General features: G+C 67.8%; 16 protein-coding genes and 2 pseudogenes. 11 read left to right on the top strand and 7 right to left on the bottom strand.

Annotated features, from left to right (window positions below):
• Nucleotides 1-173 precede the first annotated feature (173 nt).
• Together ACLP25_RS03385 and ACLP25_RS03380 are read left to right on the top strand one after the other, a co-directional pair.
• The gene (locus ACLP25_RS03385) at nt 174-938 is read left to right on the top strand and encodes an ABC transporter ATP-binding protein (protein ID WP_442467820.1); all 765 of its coding nucleotides are present in this window, start codon (nt 174-176) and stop codon (nt 936-938) included.
• Nucleotides 939-953: 15 nt separating this feature from the next.
• Nucleotides 954-1,655 (top strand): ABC transporter ATP-binding protein, encoded by a 702-nt coding sequence (locus tag ACLP25_RS03380; protein WP_442467821.1) that lies wholly within the window; start codon nt 954-956, stop codon nt 1,653-1,655.
• Between the two features lie 78 nt (nt 1,656-1,733).
• On the opposite strand, the gene ACLP25_RS03375 is transcribed toward ACLP25_RS03380, so the two are convergent.
• The 6 genes and pseudogenes from ACLP25_RS03375 to maiA form a co-directional block, all read right to left on the bottom strand.
• Complete coding sequence (locus ACLP25_RS03375) at nt 1,734-2,276, bottom strand: VOC family protein (RefSeq protein WP_442467819.1); 543 nt, start codon at nt 2,274-2,276, stop codon at nt 1,734-1,736.
• Nucleotides 2,273-2,476 (bottom strand): DUF2783 domain-containing protein, encoded by a 204-nt coding sequence (locus tag ACLP25_RS03370; RefSeq protein WP_442467818.1) that lies wholly within the window; start codon nt 2,474-2,476, stop codon nt 2,273-2,275. Before ACLP25_RS03370 ends, ACLP25_RS03375 begins: the two co-directional genes overlap by 4 nt.
• 3 nt (nt 2,477-2,479) lie before the next feature.
• Nucleotides 2,480-4,090 carry an FAD-dependent oxidoreductase gene (locus ACLP25_RS03365; protein ID WP_442467817.1) on the bottom strand — a complete coding sequence of 537 codons (1,611 nt, stop codon included), beginning with the start codon at nt 4,088-4,090 and terminating at the stop codon, nt 2,480-2,482.
• Between the two features lie 8 nt (nt 4,091-4,098).
• Nucleotides 4,099-5,049 carry an MBL fold metallo-hydrolase gene (locus tag ACLP25_RS03360; protein ID WP_442467816.1) on the bottom strand — a complete coding sequence of 317 codons (951 nt, stop codon included), beginning with the start codon at nt 5,047-5,049 and terminating at the stop codon, nt 4,099-4,101.
• Nucleotides 5,042-6,053: pseudogene (locus tag ACLP25_RS03355) on the bottom strand (fumarylacetoacetate hydrolase family protein). Before ACLP25_RS03355 ends, ACLP25_RS03360 begins: the two are co-directional and overlap by 8 nt.
• A 202-nt stretch (nt 6,054-6,255) precedes the next feature.
• Nucleotides 6,256-6,894 carry a maleylacetoacetate isomerase gene (maiA, locus tag ACLP25_RS03350; RefSeq protein WP_442467815.1) on the bottom strand — a complete coding sequence of 213 codons (639 nt, stop codon included), beginning with the start codon at nt 6,892-6,894 and terminating at the stop codon, nt 6,256-6,258.
• A gap of 240 nt (nt 6,895-7,134) precedes the next feature.
• Here maiA and ACLP25_RS03345 point away from each other — a divergent pair, with 240 nt between their 5' ends.
• Nucleotides 7,135-7,872, top strand: a complete 738-nt coding sequence (locus ACLP25_RS03345) for a TetR/AcrR family transcriptional regulator (protein ID WP_442467814.1) — start codon at nt 7,135-7,137, stop codon at nt 7,870-7,872.
• 194 nt (nt 7,873-8,066) lie between these two features.
• Nucleotides 8,067-8,609 (top strand): DUF6101 family protein, encoded by a 543-nt coding sequence (locus ACLP25_RS03340; RefSeq protein WP_442467813.1) that lies wholly within the window; start codon nt 8,067-8,069, stop codon nt 8,607-8,609.
• Nucleotides 8,610-8,643: 34 nt separating this feature from the next.
• On the opposite strand, the gene ACLP25_RS03335 is transcribed toward ACLP25_RS03340, so the two are convergent.
• Nucleotides 8,644-8,868: a hypothetical protein gene (locus ACLP25_RS03335; protein ID WP_442467812.1), complete on the bottom strand. Its 225-nt coding sequence runs from the start codon at nt 8,866-8,868 to the stop codon at nt 8,644-8,646.
• Nucleotides 8,869-8,993: 125 nt separating this feature from the next.
• Between ACLP25_RS03335 and ACLP25_RS03330 the strand changes: the two genes are divergently transcribed.
• From ACLP25_RS03330 to ACLP25_RS03300, 7 genes and pseudogenes are all read left to right on the top strand, one after another.
• Complete coding sequence (locus tag ACLP25_RS03330; RefSeq protein ID WP_442467811.1) at nt 8,994-9,725, top strand: HAD family hydrolase; 732 nt, start codon at nt 8,994-8,996, stop codon at nt 9,723-9,725.
• 117 nt (nt 9,726-9,842) lie between these two features.
• Nucleotides 9,843-10,541: a sulfite exporter TauE/SafE family protein gene (locus ACLP25_RS03325; RefSeq protein WP_442467810.1), complete on the top strand. Its 699-nt coding sequence runs from the start codon at nt 9,843-9,845 to the stop codon at nt 10,539-10,541.
• A gap of 91 nt (nt 10,542-10,632) precedes the next feature.
• On the top strand, nt 10,633-12,438 hold the full coding sequence (locus ACLP25_RS03320) for an AsmA family protein (protein WP_442467809.1): 1,806 nt from the start codon (nt 10,633-10,635) through the stop codon (nt 12,436-12,438).
• Nucleotides 12,439-12,761: 323 nt separating this feature from the next.
• On the top strand, nt 12,762-13,694 hold the full coding sequence (gene hemC, locus ACLP25_RS03315; RefSeq protein WP_442467808.1) for a hydroxymethylbilane synthase: 933 nt from the start codon (nt 12,762-12,764) through the stop codon (nt 13,692-13,694).
• 28 nt (nt 13,695-13,722) lie between these two features.
• Complete coding sequence (locus tag ACLP25_RS03310) at nt 13,723-14,502, top strand: class II aldolase/adducin family protein (RefSeq protein ID WP_442467807.1); 780 nt, start codon at nt 13,723-13,725, stop codon at nt 14,500-14,502.
• Nucleotides 14,503-14,759: 257 nt separating this feature from the next.
• Nucleotides 14,760-16,061, top strand: a pseudogene (gene hemA, locus ACLP25_RS03305) (5-aminolevulinate synthase).
• 159 nt (nt 16,062-16,220) lie between these two features.
• Nucleotides 16,221-16,949, top strand: a complete 729-nt coding sequence (locus ACLP25_RS03300) for a glutamine amidotransferase-related protein (RefSeq protein WP_442467806.1) — start codon at nt 16,221-16,223, stop codon at nt 16,947-16,949.
• Nucleotides 16,950-17,612 lie beyond the last annotated feature (663 nt).

Below are 17,612 nucleotides of genomic sequence, written 5' to 3'. Positions count from 1 at the left end.
GGGGCTCGCTCGTGGGCGCCGCGCTGCTGTCGCTCCTTCCCGAACTGCTCGCCCGCTACGAAGGCTCCGAGACCATCGTGTTTGGCCTGATCCTGCTCGCGACCATGATCCTGCTGCCGCGCGGGATCGTGCCGACCCTGGCGGCGTCGATCGCGCGCCGGCGTCGCTGAGCCATGCTGAAGGTCGAGAACCTCACCAAGAGATTCGGCGGCGTTGCGGCCGTGTCGGAAGTGAGCTTTGCCGTCGGCGAGGGCGCGGTCCACGCGGTCATCGGGCCGAACGGCGCAGGCAAGACCACGCTCTTCAACCTCATAACCGGGATCTACCGGCCCACCGCGGGGTCGATCACCCTCGACGGCGCCGAGGTCGCGGGACTCCCACCGGAAGCGCTCGCGCGCCGCGGCGTTTCGCGCACATTCCAGAACCTTCAGTTGGCCACGGGGCTTTCGGCGATCGAGAACGTGATGCTCGGCGCTCATCTCAAGCTCAACTCGGGGCTTCTCGCGGCGATGACGCGGTGGCCTGGCCTGACCGCGAGAGACCGTCGGCTCCGCGAGGAGGCCGCCGAACTGATGGCTTTCGTTGGATGCGGCGCCTACGTCGGCGCTCAGACGCGGGAAATGCCCTACGGCGCGTTGAAACGGCTCGAGATCGCCCGGGCCATCGCCGCCGAGCCGAAGCTTCTTTTCCTCGACGAGCCCGCGGCCGGACTCAATCCCACCGAGACGCGTGAAATCGACGACCTGATCGTCGAGCTCGCTGGGCGAGGGATCACGATCGTACTGGTCGAACACGACATGAAGCTCGTCATGAACGTCTCCGACCATATCCTCGTGCTCGACTACGGGAGGAAGCTTGCGGAAGGGACGCCCGAAGAGGTGCGCCGCGATCCCAAGGTGATCGCCGCCTATCTCGGCGCCGAAGCGTCGGGAGCCTGAAGCCGGATGCCTGCGCTGCTCACCGTCTCGAACCTTGTCAGCCGCTACGGACGGATCGAGGCTCTGCGCGGGGTCAGTCTCACGGTCGGGGCCGGCGAACTCGTCGCCCTGGTCGGCGCCAACGGAGCGGGCAAGACCACGCTTCTTCGGTGCGTCTCAGGGGTTCAGTCGATCGCGGCGGGAACGATCCGCTTCGCCGGCGAGGACATCACGCGCATGGCCCCGCCCGAACGGGTGCGCGCCGGAATCGCCCAGGCGCCGGAGGGACGGCAGGTGTTCGCGCCGATGTCGGTCGAGGACAATCTGACCCTCGGCGCCTATTCGCGCCCCGGGCGCGAGATGGCCGGGAGCCTCTCGGAGGTCTATGACCTCTTTCCGATGCTGCGCGAGCGGCGGCGCCAGAAGGCGGCCGCGTTGTCCGGCGGTCAGCAGCAGATGCTTGCGCTCGGGCGGGCTTTGATGAGCAGACCGAAGCTGATGCTGCTCGACGAGCCGTCGCTGGGCCTCGCGCCGCTCGTCGTCGAGGAGATCTTCCGCGTCGTCCGGAGGCTGAAAGACGCCGGCATGACCGTGCTGATGGTCGAGCAGAACGCCCGCGCTGCGCTGGCTCTCGCCGATCGCGCCTATGTTCTCGAGACGGGCGCCGTGACGATCGAGGGGCCCGGTCGGGCGTTGCTCAACAACGAGGACGTGCAGCGCGCCTATCTCGGCATGTGAGCCGTCGCGCCGCGGCGATCGAAGAGCGAAGCCGGTCGCCCCGCGGCGACCGGCCCATGTCTCTCCGCGCTTGAATGTTCAGTTCCCTGTCAATTCCTTCCGGTGCATCCAGTCCGCGTGCTTCGGCGCGCGCTTGGTGCGCGACCATTCCTCCAGCATCTCCCACTTGACTGCGTCGAGGCGCGCGAGCATCGACGCCTCGTTCGGATCCGGGCAGGCGAGCTCGACGCGATGGCCGCTGGGATCAAAGAAATAGATCGAGTGGAAGATCGAGTGGTCGGTCACGCCGAGCACCTCGACGCCGTTGCCTTCGAGCTGGGCCTTGTAAGCGAGCAGAGTCTGGCGATCCTTCACCTTGAAGGCGATGTGCTGCACCCACTTCGGCGTATTGGGATCGGCGCCCATCGGCGGCTTCGTCGGCAGCTCGAAGAAGGCGAGGACGTTGCCGTCGCCGGCGTCGAGGAAGACGTGCATGTAAGGGTCGGGTTCGTGGGTCGACGGCACGAAGTCCTCGGCGATTGCGAGCACGAAATCCATGCCGAGATTCCTTCCGTACCACTCGACGGTCTCCTTGGCGTCCCGGCAGCGATAGGCGACGTGATGAATCTTCTCGATCTTCATGGCTCCGTCCTTTCCTGCAAAGTCGCGGCTTCGAACGCCTCGCTGAGCGTCTTCCGGTCGCCGATGTGGTTCGCGAGCAGGAGAACGAGCCGCGCGTTGATGGCGTCGCTCTCCTCCTTGCTGCGGCCCTGATGCAGCGCGATCAGTTCGGCGTAAAAGTCGTCCGGGTCGACGATGTTGGGACTGGTGATGAGCGCCATCCCTTAGCTCCTTCCGATCGCCTTCGAGAGCGCCGCGCGGACTTCGGCTTCGTCATAAGTCCTCCAGCGTGCGGCGACATGCTGGTCGGGCCGCATGAGATAGAGCGCCGCCGACGCCGTCCCGAGGAAGCGTTCGCCGAGGGCGCCGCTCGGATCGTCATTCGGATCGACCCGCAACGTCTCGACCTTGACGCCGTCGACGTCGAGCGAGTCGGGCGCCTGCGTGCCGATGGCGAGAAGTTGGAAGCGTCCGCCCAGCCTGTCGAGCAGCCAGCCCGAGCCGAGCGGCGCGTCGGGCGCGGGCGCGCCGGGCCGCGTGCGGCGGGGCAGAGCGGCTTCGTCGGGCCCGTTCAGCGGCGAAATGTCGTAAGTGCACGGCACGGACAGACGTCCGGAATTGACGAGCGGCCGCGCGAAAGTGTGCCGCGCGGCGAGGTCGAGCGTGGCGTCGCGAAAGAGGCGGCTCACATCGGACTTTGGCGTGATGAAGTCGGTCGAGCGCGACGAGTTGAGAAGGTTCTCGTCGGCGCCGTGGACGCGCTCTGCGTCGTAGCTGTCGAGCAGGCTTTCGGGCGCGAGTCCGTCGCGCACGAGTTTCAGCTTCCAGACCAGATTGTCGGTGTCCTGAAGGCCGGAGTTCGCGCCGCGGGCCCCGAAGGGCGAGACCTGATGCGCCGCGTCGCCGGCGAACAGCACCCGTCCGTGGCGGAACTTCTCCATGCGCCGGCACTGGAAAGTGTAGATCGAAACCCATTCGAGCTCGAAGTCGACTTCCTCTCCGAGCATCGCCTTGAGGCGCGGGATCACGCGCTCCGGCTGCTTTTCCTTGTCCTTGTCGATGTTCCAGCCGATCTGGAGATCGATTCGCCAAAGATTGTCGGGCTGCCTGTGCAGAAGCGCGGATTGTCCGGGGTTGAACGGCGGATCGAACCAGAACCACCGTTCGGTCGGAAAATCGACCTCCATGATCACGTCGGCGATCAGAAAGTTGTCCTCGAACACACGGCCGACGAAGTCGAGGCCGAGGAGCGAACGGGTCGGCGAGAGCGCGCCGTCGCAGGCGATCAGCCATTCGGCCTCGACCGAATAGGGGCCTTCCGGGGTGACCACGTCGAGCGCAACGTGATCGTCGTGAGGCCTGACCGAGACGACGCGATTGCCGCCGCGGATCTCGACCGGCTTGCCCTCCGCCGCCAGCGCCTTCAGGCGCTCATAGAGAAAAACCTCGAACCAGTATTGCTGCAGGTTGATGAACGCCGGGCGTTTGTGCCCGCGCTCGGGCAAAAGGTCGAACTCGTAGACCTGCCGGTCGCGAAAGAACACCTTGCCGTGCCGCCACTGCACGCCCTTCACCACCATGGGATCGCCGCAGCCGAGGCGATCGAGGATCTCGAGCGGACGCTTGGCGAAGCAGATCGCGCGAGAGCCCCAACTCACCTTGTCGTTCTCGTCGAGGACGACGACGGGGATGTCATTGAGCGCGCAATCGATGGCGGCGGCGAGGCCGATCGGACCGGCGCCGACGACGACGGCCGGATGCCGCGCCGGCGTCGCGCGGTCCTGCTCGGGCGACCTCTGGTACGGGTAGAGCGGCGTCTCGAAGATCTTGGTCATGGCGCGCCCTACTCCTGCAATTGCGCCCACATTTCGCGATCGCGCGCGGCGGTCCAGATGCGCGGGGTGTCGATGCCGAGCGCCTCGTCATAAGCGCGCGCGACGTTGAACGGCAGGCAGTGCTCGTAGATGGCGTAGGCCGAGAATTTCGGATCGCACGCGGCGCGGCAGGCGTCCCAGGCTTCCTTCAGCGAGCCGCCGCGGGACGCGACCTTGGCGACCGGCCGAAAGGTCGACGAGACGAAGTCACGCGTGAGCGCGAGCGCCTCGTCGACAATGGCGCGGCCTACGAGCGCGTCGCCCCGGCCCGGCGCAATCGCCTCGGGCGTGAAGCGCTGGATCGCGTCGAGCGTGCCCGGCCAGTCGCTGAAGTGCGCGTCGCCGCAATAGCAGGCCGACTTGTACTCGACGATGTCGCCGGTGAGCATGACGCCCGCGTCCGGCACGTGCGCGACGGCGTCTCCCGCGGTGTGGGCGCGGCCGAGATGCATCAGGTCGACCCGGCGCTTGCCGAGATAGACCGTCATCTTGTCCTTGAACGTCATGGTCGGCCAGGTCAGGCCGGGGATCGAATCGGCCGCCTGGAACAGACGGGGGAAGCGCTCGAACTCCGACTCCCAGTCCTCCTTGCCGCGCTCCGAGATCATCGAGCGGCAGACCTCAGAGGCGATGATCTCATCGGCGCCGTACCCGCTGGCGCCGAGCACGCGCACCGCGTGATAATGCGACAGCACGACATATTTGATCGGCTTGTCGGTCACCGTCCGGATCTTCTCGACCACTTGCTTCGCCATGACCGGCGTCGCCTGGGCGTCGACCACCATGACGCCGTCGTCGCCGATCACGACGCCAGTGTTCGGATCGCCCTCGGCGGTGAAAGCGTAGATGTCCCGACCGATCTCGGTGAACGAGATCGTTTTCGCCGTCATGTCGGCGCGCGAAGCGAATTCCTTAGCCATGTCTTCGAATCTCCTGCTCGATTGCGCCGAAAATGGAGCGGCCGCTCCGGTCGAGCATCTCGATGCGCACGATGTCGCCGGACTTCAGGAACGGCGTCTTCGGCGCGCCGGCGCGGATGGTTTCGATCGTGCGAAGCTCGGCGATGCAGGCGTAGCCGCGGCCGCCCTCATCGATCGGCCGTCCCGGACCGCCGTCGGCGTCCTTGTTCGAGACGGTGCCCGAGCCGACGATGGAGCCCGGCGCTAAGAGGGCGCGTCTTGGCGGCGTGCGCAATCAGCCTCGGGAAGTCGAAGGTCATGTCGACGCCGGCCTCGACGCGGCCGAACGGCCTGCCGTTCAGGTCGACGTGAAGCGGCAGATGGAGCCTTCCGCCGTCCCAGGCCGCTCCCAGTTCGTCCGGCGTCACGGCGACCGTCGAGAAAGCCGATGAGGGCTTCGACTGGAAGAAGCCGAAACCCTTGCCGAGCTCGGCCGGGATCAGGTTGCGCAACGACACGTCGTTGACGAGCATCACGAGGCGGATTCGCTCCCGCGCCGCCTCGGGAGAAACGCCGGCCGGCGTATCGTCGACGATGACGGCGACCTCGCCCTCCATGTCGATCCCCCACGCTTCGTCCGCGGCGAGGATCGGATCGCGCGGCCCGAGGAACGCGTCGGAGCCGCCCTGGTACAGGAGCGGGTCGGTCCAGAACGACGGCGGCATGTCCGCATTGCGCGCCCTGCGGACGAGTTCAACGTGATTGACGTAAGCTGACCCGTCCGCCCACTGAAAGGCGCGCGGAAGCGGAGAGGCGCACGCGCGCTCATCGAAGGGAAAGCCCAGGTGCGCCTCGCGCTCGAGCCGTTCGGCGAGCGCGGCGAGGCGCGGACCGACGTTCATCCAGTCGTCGAGCGCCGCCTGGAGCGTCGGGGCGACGTTTGTGGCGGCCACGGCGCGGCGGAGGTCGCGCGAGACGACGACGAGCGCGCCGTCGCGGCCGGATTTTAGCGACGCGAGCTTCATGCGAAGATACGCCCGTGAGCGCGTTCCATCCCGTGTTCCCTGGCGGAGCGCCCGAAAGCGCCCGCTATTATTTCATCCGCAACGCTCAACTTGCTGCACAGGCGACCGTACCCTGTCAAGCTTGGAGCCCGACCCTACGAGCCTCGCCCGGAGCCGCAGAGGCCCGGCCCCCTCGGCGCCGCGCAGGCGGAACGTGAGGGCCTCAAGCGGCGTCCGGTTGACGCTCGGGGCGGGCGGCTTCGAAAGCCGGAATCGACGCGCACGCTGTCTCCACCCGAAGGCACTTCGGGAGGTCGTCGATTTCGACGCCAAATCGGCGAGCGTTGTAGAGCTGCGGGATCAGGCAGAGATCGGCGAGGGTCGGGCCGTCGCCGAAGCAGAAGTCGCCGCCCTCGATCATGGCCTCGACGGCGAGCAGACCGCCCTCGCGCACCCAGTGACTATACCATCGGTCGACGGCGTCCTGCGTCTGCGCCATAGAACCCTTCAGATAGGCGAGCACCCGGAGATTGTTGATCGGGTGAATGTCGCAGGCGATGGTCAGCGCGACGGCGCGGACGCGCGCGGCGAGCTTCGCATCCGCCGGGAGCAGCGCCGGCGACGGCTCTTTGGCGTCCAGATACTCGATGATCGCCAGCGATTGCGTGATGAGGGCGCCATCGTCGAGTTCGAGCGTGGGCACGAGCGCCTGAGGATTGCGCGCCCGGTACGCGAGCGAATGCTGCTCGCCGCCGTTCCGGATGAGATGAACCGGCGCCTGCTCGTAGGCGATGGCCTTCAGGTTGAGGGCGATTCGGACACGATAGGCGGCAGATGACCGGAAGTAGCCATAGAGCTTCATGCGGACGCCTCCCGCGTTTCCCTTTTGTTGAAAAGGGAGCCGTAGGGTGTCTGACGCGGCTGCTCAAGGCAAGGGCGCGCCGCGCTGACCCTTGCTCGGAAGCGCAGTTGGAGCAAAAGACGCCCCCAGAGGCGCGCCTTCCTGCGGCCATGCCCCGCGAAAGCGGGAACTCGTGCGAGCGCAGGCTTGGTTTCGCGAGCGTGAGCGCCTAATCTCGCCCCGGCATCCCGGGAGAGGTCCATGGCGACGAAAGCAAAGAGCGAGGCCAAGCCGGCCGATCCGCGCGGTAAAATCGTTGACGCGCTCATGAAGCTGGCGGGCGAACGCCGCTTCGAGGACATTTCGATTCGCGACGTCTGCAGGGAAGCCGACGTCACGCTGGCCGACTTCCGCGACTCCTTTCCTTCCAAGGGCGCCGTGCTCGCCGGGTTCTCGCGGCGCATCGACCGCGCCGTTCTGGCGCAGGACGGCGACGAACTGGCGGACGAGAACCCGCGCGAGCGCCTGTTCGACATTTTGATGCGCCGCCTCGAGGCGATGGCGCCCTATCGCGAAGGCGTTCGCGAGACGGGCGCGTGGCTCAGACGCGAGCCCGCGGCCGCGCTGGCGATGAATCAGGTCGTGCTCGGATCGATGCGCTTCATGCTCGAGGCCGCGGGGCTCGAACTCGGCGACGGCGCAGCCGGCGCGATCAAGCTTCAGGGCCTCGCGCTCGCCTGGGCGCGCATCGTCGGGGTCTGGCTCGACGACGACGACCCGGGCCTGTCGAAGACGATGGCGGAGCTCGACCGGGAATTGACTCGCGGCGAGCGGGCGGTTGCCGGCGTCGATCGCCTCAACGACCTGACAGCGCCGTTCCGAGCGCTCGCGGAGGCCGCGTTCGACGCCCGCCGCCGCCTCCGCGACCGTTCGCATCGTGTGCGCGTCAAGACCGAAGGTCCAGAGACCGACGACGGCGGAGAGGCGTCGGCCGCGTAAGGCTAAGCGCGATGGTGAACAGGACCTCACCGACGATTCAAAGTTGAGCGATTCACTTGAGCCTTCGCTCGCCAAGAGCCGCGGCTCACGTGCGAAATCAGCCCCTTAAAGGCCGCTTAACCACGACCGTTAGGCTCTTGAGCAAGGGCTCGCGGAATAATCGCCGCATGGTCAGCCAACGTGCGGATACGATCGTGAATTCGCTCATCAAAGCCTCGGAGTGCATCCGGATCGAAGCCAGCGATCCCCGTTCGGACAACCGCCGCCGCATCGTCGACGTGGCGCGCGAGGCGGTTACGATCCGGCGCGCCGTCGCCGGCGTGTCGATGGCGATCCGGGTCGAGCCCAGCGCCTACCGCGGCATCGCCCTCAGGATCACCGGGCTCGAAGACGGCCGCTTTCATTACGAGGTGAGGCTCGTCCACCGCGATCCGGATCTTTCCGTACCGCTCGGCGAGGGCGAGGATCTCGAGGCGATCGAAAGGCAATGGCGCGAATGGGTGGCGTTCCTCGGCCTGCCGGCGCTGGCGGGACGAACGGAACTCATCGATTCCCCGGTGAACCTGGCCGGCGCGGACCTGTGCCGCCGGACGCCTCACGCGAGACGGCGCAGCGGCGCGCTGAGGCGGAGGCGGCCGCGTTTCCTCAAGCGGCGCGCGATGGGCGGCCTCCGCGCGCCGAGGGTCTTGGACGTCGATCCGACGATCCTGTTCTATGGCTGGAAGGGCGATCGCTGAAGGAGGCGGTCGCGGCGAAGGCTAAAGCTGCGCTTCAGGCGGCGAGTTCGACCGGCGAGGCCGGCTGACCGATCGGAATCAGAAAGTACTCGCCGCGTTCGATCGACTCGACCAGATCAGCCTCGAATTCGGTGGTCATCAGGCCCAAGGCGTCCGCGACGGCGGCCAGTCCGATATCGTGGTAAATGCGGGTGAGCATCGAGCCGGCGCCGTCGCGCTGGCCTGTCGCTTCGGGGATCGCGTCGAAATCGTGCCGCATCGCCGTCCGCCCTCGTCCGGAAATTTGGATCGCGCTTTATTCGCGCTTGTCACACGAACCTGAGGGAAATCGGTTAAGAGGGGATTAACGGATGCGCCGGGCCGCCGGCGTCGCCAGGAGGTCATGTGCCAGCTGTCCGTTCAGCCGAATTCGCCGGCGTCCTGTTCGACAAGGATGGGACGCTGATCGATTTCCACTCGACCTGGGGCCCGGCGGTCTACGCCGTCATCCAGGCGCTCGCCGCAGGCGATCCGGCGCTGATGCGGGCCCAGGCCGAGGCGCTCCATTTCTCGATCGAGACCCGGCGCTTTCTCGATTCCTCGCCCGTCGTCGCCGGCTCGACGGCCGATTACGGCCGCCGCTGGGCGGACGCGCTCGGGCGTTCGGACCTGGAGGTCCTCAAATCCGAGATCGACGCGCTGTCGGCGACGGAATCGCTGAGGGCGCTGACCCCGATCGGCGAGCCGGCCTCCGTGTTCTCGGCGCTGAGCCGGATGGGCCTGCGGCTCGGCGTCGCCACCAACGATTCCGAGCAGAGCGCGCGCCGCCAGATCGAGGCGCTCGGAATCGCCCCCTATGTCGATTTCGTCGCCGGATACGATACCGGCCACGGCGGCAAGCCTGAGCCCGGCATGGTGCTGGCCTTCGCCGAGTTCCTGCGGGCGGCGCCGTCCAGAATTGTCGTGGTCGGGGATTCCCTGCACGATCTCGCGGCGGCGCGAGCGGCCGGGGCGACGGCGGTCGCCGTGCTCTCCGGGCCCGCCGAACGGGCCGCGCTCGAACCTTATGCCGATCATGTCGTCGCGAGCATCGGGGACCTGCCCGGTCTTTTTACCGAGCTCCGCAGCGCCGGATAGTCGGATTCGACCTGCGGCCGAATGTCTCGACCGGTCCGAGCGCCGCCGATTGCCTCGAGAGGCGATCGGGGGTAGGGGAGTCCTCCCGTTGGCCGCCCCACTGAGGTTCAGCCTTTCATGGCCCCCGACAGTTTCACGCTTTTGGGCGGGCTCCTTCTCGGGTTGGCGAGCAGCCTGCACTGCGCCGGGATGTGCGGCGCGATCGCCTCGAGCCTCATGTTCGCCTTCTCGCCGGGCGACGGCGAGGGCGAGCGCGTCCGCGCGCTGATGGCGGCCCATGCCGGGCGGGTGCTCATGTATGTCGCCGGCGGCGCCGTGCTTGGCGCGGTCGGCTCGACGATCTACGGCGCGTTTGATCACTCGGGCGCTTTCCTCGCGATGCGCTGGGCGGCGGCCGTCGCGCTTGGCTGGATCGGACTGTCGGTCGCCGGTTTTGCGCCGTCGCTCGCGGTCGTGGACCGCATCGCCGCGCCGATCGCCGACCGGTTGCGGTTCGCCTCGGCGGCTTCGGCGCCGGGCGGCGCCGGCGCTTTCGCGTCGGGACTGGTGTGGGGACTGCTGCCGTGCGGCATGGTCTATGGCGCGCTGTTCTACGCCATTCTCGCCGGGGACGCCTGGCGCGGCGCCGCGGTGATGGCGGGCTTCGGCCTCGGAACTCTGCCTTCGGTGACGGCGGTCGCTCTCGGCCTTTCCCGGCTTCGCCGGCTCGCCCAGGTCCCAAAAGCCCGGATCGCGGTCGGCCTCGGCATCATGGCGGTCGCCGCGGCGAGCGTGGCCGTCCCCGCAATGGCGATCGGTGGATTCTGTCTGAACTGAGCGCCGGCGCGTTTTCCCTTGCGTGTCGTTTGGCGTTATAAGCCGGCCGGCGGCGCGTCGGCGCGCGCCGAACCCGCGGGGACGGAGGAGTATGCGTCGGGCCGCTGTATGGGCGGGCGTTCTTGCGCTTGCGGCTGTTGCGGCAGGGTCCGCGCGCTGGCCGGTGGCGCCGGCTCGGGTGGCGGACGCTCTCAACGCGTCGGCCGGCGGGTCGCGCCCCCTGACCTGGAGCGCGCCCCAGCTCGCGGCGTTCAGCGCGCTACCCTGGCCGAACTTGCGCATCATCGACGCCCGGCTCAACGAGTCTTCGGGGGTCAATGTGGTGACCGCGACCGAGGCGCGGGTCGATCTTTCGCTCGTCGACCTTTTGCTCGGGAGGGTCGCGCCGACGCGGGTGACCCTGGATCAGCCGACGATCGCGCTCGACCTCGATCGGGCCCCCTTTGTGGGGCGACTCGACCCGGTTGGCGTGATCACCGCAATCGGAGGATTTGCGCCGCTTGGAAGCGTCAGCCTGTCGAACGGCGTCGTGCGGGTGACAGGACAGACGCGCGGGCTGGACATGGTGATCGAGGGCCTGAGGGGCCGCCTCGACGGTCTGTCGCCCGGGTCGCGAATCAGAGTGGATCTGACCGGGCTTTGGCGCGACGCCCCGCTGGTCGTTTCGGGCTCGCTCGACGATCCTCGGCGGGCGGTGCAGGACAAGCCGAGCGCGCTCAATGTGGCGATCGTGTCTTCGCTGGGCGATCTGGCGTTCAGCGGGGCGCTGACCGCGGGTCCGGCGCTTGGGGCCGCGGGAGACCTTTCCGTTTCGTCACACGCGCTCGCGGAGGTTTTTCGATTATTCGGCGTGACCGCGGCGCCCGCGCTCGCTGGCGCCGATGTCTCGATCTCGGGCAAGGTCAAGGCCACGCCGGGCGACCTCACCTTCGACGAAGCGACCGTGACAAGCGGCGGCCAGACGCTCCAGGGCGCCCTGCGCCTGGCGCGGATGGGCGGCCGCCTCGCGATTTCCGGGTCGCTCGACGCGGAGCAACTGGCGCTCGCGCCGCTGTTCGGGGCGCCTCAGCCTCTGTTCGCGGCAGACGGCGGCTGGAGCGACAAAACCTTCCCGCTTTCGCTCCCCGGCGACGTCGATCTCGACTTGCGCCTGTCTGCCGGCCGGTTGGACGTTTACGGCGTCGGCCTCGACAACGCCGCGGCCTCGGCGCTCGTGAAGGACGGCGCGCTGACCGCGAACCTCGTCGAGGCGACAGCCTATGGCGGGCGACTGGAAGGCGAGTTGAATTTGGCGTGCGACCGTTCCCGCTTTCGGCTGACGATGCGCGCCAAGCTCGCTGACGCTGACATTGGCGCAGCCGCTTCCGACTTTGGCTGGCCCGAGTTGACGGGCAAGGGCACGGCCGACATTGCGATCGAGACCGCCGGCGGCTCTCCGGCGGAATTCATCGCCGGGCTTTTTGGAAAGGCGTCGTTCGATCTTGTGGACGGCGCCGTTTCGGGGGTCAATCTGGAGGAGGCCTTGCGCCGCAGCCAGCGCCGGCCGCTGGACGTCGCCAAAGACATGCGCAGCGGCGGAACCGCATTCGAGCGGGCGTCGCTCGCCGTCATTGTCGGCGAGGGCGTCGCCCACGTCGTTAGTGGCGAACTCGTGGCGAGCGGCGTCAGGGCGGACGTGCAGGGCGCCGTCGATCTCGCCGCGCGAAGCCTGAACCTGCGCCTCAACGCAGCGCAGGCGGCGCCGACCGGCGACGCGCCGCCTGGCGCCGCCCATTTGGGCCTCAAAATCGACGGGCCGTGGGCCAACCCGACCGTTCAGGCGATCGAAGAGCCGGACGCGGTTCAGCCCGGCGCGCCGCCGTCCGAGCCGTCCCCTCCAGGTCCGGACGGGCCTTGACGCGTCACGACGTTGTCGTCGTCGCGCGCGGCTTGGCGCCTCCGAACAAAAAAGGCCGGGACACCTGTCCCGGCCGCTTTCGGCATGATTGCGAGTTCGTTCAACAAACCGCTTCGTGTTGCGAACCCGTTTTTCCTTCGTGCCTCACGCCTCGTAATTTGACTTTGACTGACTTCCTTCGGCGTGATGACGGAAACTAGAGCGCCGAGGCCGCGAGGGTCAACGCGACCGGATGACGCATCTGGAGCGGGTCAGCGCCTTCCATTTGACAGCGTCCGGGATTGCCCGAATAGAGGCGCGACGCCGAGCCTTGGATCCCGCTCATGACTGCTTCGCCGCTTCTTGTCCTCGGCACGCGCGGCTCGCCGCTGGCGCTGGCGCAGGCCGAAGAGACACGCCGGCGCCTCGCCGAAGCGCACGGCTGGGCGGCCGAACGGATCGCGCTCAGGACCATCCGCACGAGCGGCGACGCGATCCAGGACCGACCGCTGGCCGAGGCCGGCGGCAAGGGCCTCTTCACCAAGGAAATCGACCTCGCGCTGCTCGCAGGCGAGATCGACGCGGCGGTCCATTCGGCCAAAGACCTGCCGACGCTGACGCCCGACGGAATCGCTCTCGCCGGCTTTCTGCCGCGCGAGGACGTGCGCGACGCGCTGATTTCCGCCGTCGCCGACACGGTCCAGGCCTTGCCCTTGGGCGCGAGTCTCGGCGCCGCGTCGCTGCGCAGGCAGGCGCAGGCGCTGCGGCTTCGGCCCGACCTGAAGCTCGAACTCCTGCGCGGCAACGTCGAGACGCGGCTTCGTAAGGCCGAATCGGGCGCGGTCGAGGCCACGCTGCTCGCGATGGCGGGTCTGAAGCGCCTCGGCCTCGTCCATCGCGCTCGCGCGCCGCTCAGCCTCGACGCCTTCCTGCCCGCAGTCGGACAGGGGGCGATCGCGCTGACAGCCCGCAGCGGCGACGTCCGGGCGCTTGACGCGTTGGCGGCGATCGCCGACGCTCCGACCTTCGCCGAGCTTTGCGCCGAGCGCGCCTTCCTCGCCGAACTCGAAGGCTCTTGCCGCACCCCGATCGCGGGGCTCGCCCGTTTCCTCGAGGGGCGGCTGCGGTTCCGGGGTGAGGTCTTGAGGACCGACGGTTCCGAGCGCTTCGAGATCGAGGCGGAGGGCGCAGCCGCCGACGCGGTTCGGCTCGGAGCGGATGCGGGACGGGCGCTCAAAGCCCGACTGCCGGACGGCGTGCTGGCGAAAGCCAGGTAAACACAAGGCGAAGCAGGGGAGGAGAGGCATGGAGACGCAGGCGGGCCGGGTGGCGGTTCCCTCGGTCAGGGACAAGGTCAGCGCCGAGGAATGGGCAATGCGGGTCGACCTCGCCGCCTGCTACCGGATCGTCGCCCATTACGGCTGGGACGACCTGGTGTTCACCCACTTTTCCGCCCGGGTTCCGGGCGGCGGCCATCACTTTCTCATCAACCCCTACGGACTGCTGTTCGAGGAGGTGACGGCGTCGAGCCTGGTCAAGGTCGACCTCAAGGGCGAAAAGGTCATGGAGAGCCCGTTCGCCGTCAATCCGGCTGGCTTCGTGATCCACTCGGCGATCCACGCCGCCCGCGACGACGCCCATTGCGTCATGCACGTCCACACCAGCGCCGGGGTCGCGGTCTCCTGCCAGAAGGAAGGGCTCAGGCCGATCTCGCAGCAGTCGATCTTCGTGCTGTCGAGCCTCGGCTACCACGATTACGAGGGGGTTGCCCTCAATGAGGCCGAGAAGCCGCGGCTCACCGCCGACTTCGGCGGGAACACATTCCTCATCTTGCGCAACCACGGTCTCTTGATCGCCGGCCCGTCGGTCGCCGACGCCTTCCTCGCCATGTTCGTTTTACAGCGGGCGTGCGAGATCCAGGTCATGGCGCAGTCCGGCGGCGGGACGCTGATCCCTATCCCGCAGCCGATCCTCGACGGCGCCCGCGCCCAATCGGCTGAGGTGACCCGCGGCCTCGGCGGCGCGCTCGCCTGGCCGGGAATCCTCCGCAAGCTCGACCGGCTCGACCCGAGCTACCGGACCTGACCGGCCCTGGCGTCTCGGGCGCCACCGCGATTGATGGCTGAGGACTATGCTAACGTTTACGCGCCCGGTGAACGGCGCAAGACCGCCATGGAGGCCGCAAAACCGCTCTTTTTCCGCGGTCGATTTGCCGGCGCTGCGCCAATCCGCCGCGCATCCCCCTCCTAAACGTATACTGGACAAGGCCGCGGTGGGCAGATACCGAATTGGGCAAGGGGCCGACGGCTGAGCGGGCCGGCTGCCCGTCAGGAAGGCAGACGATGGATTACGAGCGGCGCTTCGCGGATGCGATCAACCGTCTGAAGGCGGAAGAGCGCTACCGGTCTTTCGCCAATCTCGAGCGCGACGCCAAGCGGTTCCCGACGGCGATGTGGCGTCCCGAGGGCGAAGAGGACAGGCCCCGCGAGGTCACCGTCTGGTGCTCCAACGACTACCTCGGCATGGGCGTCCATCCCGACGTGATCGAGGCCTCGGTCCAGGCGGCGCGCGCCCACGGCGCCGGGGCCGGCGGCACCCGCAACATCTCGGGCACCCATAACCCGATCGTGCAACTCGAGGCCGAACTCGCCGACCTGCACGGCAAGGCCGCAGCGCTCGCCTTCACCTCCGGCTGGATCTCCAACCTCGCGGCGATCTCGACCATCGCCAGCCTGCTGCCGGACTGCCTGATTTTGTCCGACGCGCTCAACCACAATTCGATGATCGAGGGCGTGCGGCGCGCCGGCTGCGAGAAGAAGGTGTGGCGCCACAACGACGTCGCCCATCTCGAAGAACTCTTGGCCGCCGAGCCGCTCGATCGCGCCAAGCTCGTCGTTTTCGAGAGCCTCTAATCGATGGACGGCGACATCGCGCCGATCGAGGCGATCCTCGAAGTCTGCGAAAAGTACGGCGCCCTGACCTATATCGACGAGGTCCACGCGGTCGGCCTCTATGGGCCGCGCGGCGGGGGGTTAAGCGAGCGCGAGGGTCTCGCCCACCGCATCGACGTTATCGAGGGCACGCTCGCCAAGGGCTTCGGCTCGCTCGGCGGCTACATCGCGGCGAGCGCTGCGCTGGTGGACGCGGTGCGGAGCTACGCGCCCCAATTCATCTTCACCTCGACCTTGCCCCCGAGTGTGGCGGCGAGCGCCGCGGCGGCGGTGCGGCATCTCAAACGCTCGAACGCCGAGCGCGAGCGGCACCAGCACATGGCGCGCCTGACGAAGCACGCGCTGCGCGCCGCCGGCATTCCGGTGATGAACAACCCGTCGCATATCGTGCCGGTGTTCGTCGGCGACGCGCAGAAGTGCAGGGCGGCGAGCGCGCTGCTGCTCGACCGGCACGCGATCTACATCCAGCCGATCAACTATCCGACCGTCGCCCAGGGCACCGAGCGGCTGCGCATCACCCCGGGCCCCGCCCACAGCGAGGCGCAGGTCGCGGAGTTGGTCGAAGCGCTGGTCGACGTGTGGAAGACGCTGGGCCTGCCCTTCGAGGAATCCAAGATCATCCCGCTCCATCGCCCGGCCGCCAAGGAGATGGCGCCGTGCGTCTATCCGGAGATGAAGAAGGCGGCCGAGTAGCGGGGCCGCCAGATCGTCCGGGTGGCGTTATCGCGATCCCGCCGCGACGCGACGAATGGCGACGACGCCGGGCGCAGCCCTCGCGAACTCAGGACTTGGCTTTGACCGGCGCATCTGAAGCGAAGGGGCAGGCCCAGCCAATCGTCACGGATTTCCGAAATGAGGATCGGCATCTTGGAATGCGGCGCCCCGCCCGAGGCGCTTCGCGCCCGATTCGGCGGCTATGGCTCGATGGTGCAACGGCTGCTTGGTCCCAGCCGGGACACAGCGGTTTTCGACGTGCCGGGCGGGGCGCTGTCCACCGAAAGGCCCGGCTGCGACGCCTTTGTGCTCACCGGATCGGCGGCGGGGGTTTACGACGACCTACCCTGGATCCCCGAGCTGATCGGCTTTTTGCGACAGGTCAGGGGGCGCGCGAAGCTCGTCGGCATCTGCTTCGGCCACCAGGCGATGGCCGAGGCGTTCGGCGGCGCCGTGATCAAGTCGCCCAAGGGCTGGGGCATCGGGCTTCAACGCTACGACGTGCAACACCGCGCACGCTGGATGGACGGCGCGGCGCCCGTCCATGTCCCCGCCTCGCACCAGGACCAGGTCGTCGCCTGTCCGCGCTGCGCCCGCGTGACCGCCGCCAACGCGTTCACCCCCTATGCGGGGCTCGACTACGGCGACGCGATCTCCTTCCAGTTCCATCCGGAGTTTGAGGCCGAGTTCGCCGCGGCGCTGATCGACGCGAGGCGAGACCGTTTCGGCGCGCTGGCGGGCCCCGCCATAGCTTCATTCGGCCAACCGGACGATCGCGCCCGGGTGGGTCAGTGGATTCACCGTTTCCTCGACGCGCCGAGCGCTCCGGCGGCTGGTTCGCACGGCGACGGACCGGAATCGACATGAAACGGTCTTGCGGACCGTATGGTGAAGGTCGCTATTCTTCTCCCAGACCGGGCGGCTTGGCCGTGGGGAGGGGGGGGTCGCAGATACGCTCGAGGGCCGCCGCAGGCAGCCTCGGGCCCAAATCCCGCACCGTTACAACGACGTCAGTGTCGGCTCGCGCGGGACTTGCGAGTCCTTCTGCACCGAAACGTCGTTCTTCACCGCCTCGGCGCGCGTGAGCTCGGTGACCAAAAAGCAATATCCGAAGGCGCGACGAGGAGCGCGCCGCCCGTGGGATTGGCCCCGTAACAGCCAGCCGGAAATAGCGATAACAAGGTCTTAGCTCTGGATGACCAATATTTTGTCCAAGAAACAAGGGCGGACGCGGATCGCCTCGACGCCGCAAAAAGGCGTCACCTGATGTTCTCGAACCTTCCATCGTTAAACTCAGATCGAAGACGGACATAGAGCTTCCCGTCAGCCTCGGCGCGGTAGACCACGACCTTTGGTTCCCTGTGCGCACATCCCGGATGACGCCATGTCGGCGACGCCGATCACCGTAACTACTGCGCGCAAGCGGCCTCGGCCTTTGGGCTGTCGACCTCGACGCCGAGCTGATCGACGAGGGCCTCAAGCCGACTTTGAGCGGAGATGGCCGAGCCGGCCCGGCCCGTGAGCGTTAAC

Source organism: Roseiarcus sp. (assembly GCF_052145395.1).
In the GTDB taxonomy this organism is placed as follows: Bacteria; Pseudomonadota; Alphaproteobacteria; order Rhizobiales; family Beijerinckiaceae; genus Roseiarcus.
This window is presented reverse-complemented; position numbering and strand designations above follow the sequence as displayed.

Bases quoted from the DNA above. Each gene is read 5' to 3' on its own strand.
- ACLP25_RS03385 (WP_442467820.1), top strand. From the start codon at position 174: ATGCTGAAGGTCGAGAACCTCACCAAGAGATTCGGCGGCGTTGCGGCC.
- ACLP25_RS03375 (WP_442467819.1), bottom strand. From the start codon at position 2,276: ATGAAGATCGAGAAGATTCATCACGTCGCCTATCGCTGCCGGGACGCC.
- ACLP25_RS03370 (WP_442467818.1), bottom strand. From the start codon at position 2,476: ATGGCGCTCATCACCAGTCCCAACATCGTCGACCCGGACGACTTTTAC.
- ACLP25_RS03365 (WP_442467817.1), bottom strand. From the start codon at position 4,090: ATGACCAAGATCTTCGAGACGCCGCTCTACCCGTACCAGAGGTCGCCC.
- ACLP25_RS03360 (WP_442467816.1), bottom strand. From the start codon at position 5,049: ATGGCTAAGGAATTCGCTTCGCGCGCCGACATGACGGCGAAAACGATC.
- maiA (WP_442467815.1), bottom strand. From the start codon at position 6,894: ATGAAGCTCTATGGCTACTTCCGGTCATCTGCCGCCTATCGTGTCCGA.
- ACLP25_RS03345 (WP_442467814.1), top strand. From the start codon at position 7,135: ATGGCGACGAAAGCAAAGAGCGAGGCCAAGCCGGCCGATCCGCGCGGT.
- ACLP25_RS03335 (WP_442467812.1), bottom strand. From the start codon at position 8,868: ATGCGGCACGATTTCGACGCGATCCCCGAAGCGACAGGCCAGCGCGAC.
- ACLP25_RS03325 (WP_442467810.1), top strand. From the start codon at position 9,843: ATGGCCCCCGACAGTTTCACGCTTTTGGGCGGGCTCCTTCTCGGGTTG.
- ACLP25_RS03320 (WP_442467809.1), top strand. From the start codon at position 10,633: ATGCGTCGGGCCGCTGTATGGGCGGGCGTTCTTGCGCTTGCGGCTGTT.
- hemC (WP_442467808.1), top strand. From the start codon at position 12,762: ATGACTGCTTCGCCGCTTCTTGTCCTCGGCACGCGCGGCTCGCCGCTG.
- ACLP25_RS03310 (WP_442467807.1), top strand. From the start codon at position 13,723: ATGGAGACGCAGGCGGGCCGGGTGGCGGTTCCCTCGGTCAGGGACAAG.
- ACLP25_RS03300 (WP_442467806.1), top strand. From the start codon at position 16,221: ATGAGGATCGGCATCTTGGAATGCGGCGCCCCGCCCGAGGCGCTTCGC.